Annotated in this window: 3 protein-coding genes and 1 pseudogene; all 4 read left to right on the top strand. The window is 32.9% G+C overall.

The window, feature by feature from the left end; genetic code table 11:
• Positions 1–278: 278 nt before the first annotated feature.
• Positions 279–482, top strand: a pseudogene (locus ACOYLT_RS11110) (DnaJ domain-containing protein); the annotation flags it as partial.
• Between the two features lie 102 nt (positions 483–584).
• The gene (locus ACOYLT_RS11105; RefSeq protein WP_422853913.1) at positions 585–2045 is read left to right on the top strand and encodes a hypothetical protein; all 1461 of its coding nucleotides are present in this window, start codon (positions 585–587) and stop codon (positions 2043–2045) included.
• Between the two features lie 27 nt (positions 2046–2072).
• A complete protein-coding gene (locus tag ACOYLT_RS11100) occupies positions 2073–2600 on the top strand; it encodes a DUF6705 family protein (RefSeq protein ID WP_422853912.1) in 528 nt (175 codons plus the stop codon).
• Between the two features lie 47 nt (positions 2601–2647).
• On the top strand, positions 2648–3068 hold a 421-nt coding region (locus ACOYLT_RS11095; RefSeq protein ID WP_422853911.1), incomplete at its 3' end, for a hypothetical protein.

Below are 3068 nucleotides of genomic sequence, written 5' to 3'. Positions count from 1 at the left end.
GGCAATGAATGTTTCATTGGCATTTCTTGTTGATATTCAAAATGAGCAGGTGATTGAAAAAAACAAGTTATAGCTTGTTGGCATAGAATACAAGTATTTGTCATTTTATATTCATTTTCTAAACAAATAAAAAGTATGGAATTTCCAGTTTAATAAGTAAAAAAGACAACTTTAATCTAATATTTCATTAAACCTAACCTATGATCAAAAATGATCATAAAATTTTGGGAATTTCTTTTGACGCTGATGAAAATCAAATAGAATAGGCATATAGACAGAATGCTATAAATTACCATCTTGATAAGAATCCTAAGAATACAATATTTAATGAAAAGTTTATTGAAATAAATGAAGCCAACATCATACTAATAGATGCGGAAAAAAGAAAAGAGTATAATATCAAGTTTAAAATTGAATTCTGCCAGATGATCATTCTGAAACATAAAATCATATGTTCATCTGTGGGACAATCCTCACCATGACCATGACATACTTGACATCTCAACATAATTATGTAATTTTAAATTTTCAATATGACAAAGAACAAAAACTACAAACCCCTTGCCCTCTGGATTTTTGGGATTATGTCTATAACTCTTACGTTTATTGCATGCAGAAAAAATTTTACCGAAAGTGCTATTGACATATTTTCTCAAAGTGAAGCAAAAGAATGGTATTACGGAACTTTTAAAAAATCTCCTGAGTGGCAACAAAGCAATGAAAAAGGGGAAAAACTTCCCGATTGGAAAAATGGCACGTACAGACGAGTAGGTAATATGGAAATCGTAGAATTCCCATTGATGAAAGAAAGAAAAACTTATTCAATACCATCTGCCACCAAACTTTCAAGTAGTGAAATTAGAAAAATTACCGATGGCTCATTATCTCGAATAGTATTTATTAGAGCATCTAATAGTGAAATTGTTGTTAGAGAGCTAGATTACATACCTGACATTGACTTCCTTAAAGTAAAAGGATATGATATTAGTGATATCAGACTTGGAAGTAAAGAAAATAATTTTTCCGGCAGGGTAATCACTAAAAAGTGGGATGGTACTATATTATCAACTCGTAAATTTGAAAACGGCAAAATCACCAAAACTGGAAAAAAAATCAATAACGCTAATTTCAATATTAAGTCCTTATCTTCTGCCACGACGAATAATAGTGGAGGCTGTGCGATGGTAGAAATTGTGGAGTACGAAAGAACTTGCACAGAAGTTCATAGGGGCGATGTATGGATTCCAACAGGTGAATGTACGCCGTGGGAACCAACTGGAAACAGTTGGGTTGAAGAACAATGTAGCCCTAGTGAGTGTGATTATGGTAGCAGCGAAGAATGTGAATGTCAACTTTTTGGAATGGGGTGTGATGATGGCGGCGGTGGTAACGAAGTTGGCGAAGAGCCTCCGCCAAATCCATGTAAAACTGCAAAGAAGTTAGCCACGAATACTGAATTCAAAGAGATATGTGATTTACTAAAAAGCGTAGCAGATGATACACTGGTAAACCGCGAGGCTGGATATTCATATAAGCTTAATGGCGAGACCGGAGTTGACGAAACTCTAATGGTAGGAAAAGATGGCGAGAAAGGAATTGAGTTCACAATGCCTGCTGAAAAATTCGATGGGTTTATTCATACCCATTATGAAGGATTATTATCTGTGTTTTCGCCTGACGATATATTCGCTATGTCAGAATTATATTTAGCAGAAAAAATGGTAAATCCTGGAACCTTTACTATGGGAGTAGTAACGGCAAGTGGCACCCGATATTTATTGATGATTGAAAATTTAGATGAATTTAGCGCATATGCAAATAAACTTGTGAAGGAGTCAACGCTTGATTTGTTCACAGGTGTATATGCGAATTATTTTAATATAAAACCAACCAATAGTACAGAAAATAACGAAAAAGCTTTTTTACAGTTTCTCGAAACAACTCATTCAGGGTTAAAATTATTAAAGGGAGATGCAACCTTCTCGAATTGGAGTCGAAGAAGCGTAAACGATAATGGTGTTGTTGTAGATAATCCCTGTAATTAATCTTTGCTAATTTAAAAATTAAAGAAAATGAAAAAAATAATAATAATTGGAATTGCATTTTTAATTTCATCCAGTGCAATAGCTCAAATGCCCCCGTCCCCGCAGCCTAATGGAAATATCACAAACTCTAGTTTAGATAAATTCATTGGTACTTGGGTGTGGAGTAATGGAACAGAAACTTTGACACTAGTTTTGAAAAAGGAAAATATTCTTTTAGCATTTGTTGAAAACTCTAGAGCTGATGTCATTATTGGGTTTCACAAATTTGAACAAGGAAATACTATTGTAGAGAGCTCTATCAGCTATGTAAACACTAACTTTTCTGATAAACATTCTACAATTATATGCGGGAATCGTGAAGGGTTTGGCAATCCAAATGAAATCGGTTGTTCAATAAAAAATACTGCAAAAAATAAATCAGGACAACTTACACTAGTTATTAACTCTTCACTTAACCAATTATCTTGGACACTCGATAATAGAGAGGGTATAAAAATTGGCAATTACGATTATACCTTTTCATACCCTAGATCTCTTACTTTACAAAAGCAATAATTTCAATCCAGAAACCAACGGCAAAAGCCGTTGGTTTTTTCAAAAAAATGATAATAAATCCTTCAAAAATAATTGGGGCATTTAGTCTCGCATTACCAGTAGTTCAATTTTTTTGTACCTCACATTTATTTATCGAAGCTATTTTGCTTCTGCTTTCTTTTCTATGCTTTTTCTTATTAGCTATTTCAGGCTATTCAAATAATGAAAAACAAGAAAAAAGAGTTTTATTACCCTCAATTATTCTAATCCTATTGATAATTACTGGGTTTTTCTTTAGTGCAGTAGCAGCGTTCAGTTTATCAAAATATTTAGGATTGTCAGCTCTCTTTCTGTTCTTTATTACCACTAATAATAACTTTTTTAATTTATTCATTTCTAAAGGAGTTTTTATCATTGTTACTTTTGAAATAATCCTATATTTAATTTCACTGCCCATTCCAACTGTTTTCTTCTATCCAAATAATAGCA

Origin of the sequence: Flavobacterium sp. (assembly GCF_049318185.1) — a bacterium.
Lineage (GTDB): Bacteria > Bacteroidota > Bacteroidia > Flavobacteriales > Flavobacteriaceae > Flavobacterium.
Note: the sequence above shows the minus strand (reverse complement) of the source record. Positions and strands in the feature narration are given on the sequence as shown.

Bases quoted from the DNA above. Each gene is read 5' to 3' on its own strand.
- ACOYLT_RS11105 (WP_422853913.1), top strand. From the start codon at position 585: ATGTCTATAACTCTTACGTTTATTGCATGCAGAAAAAATTTTACCGAA.
- ACOYLT_RS11100 (WP_422853912.1), top strand. From the start codon at position 2,073: ATGAAAAAAATAATAATAATTGGAATTGCATTTTTAATTTCATCCAGT.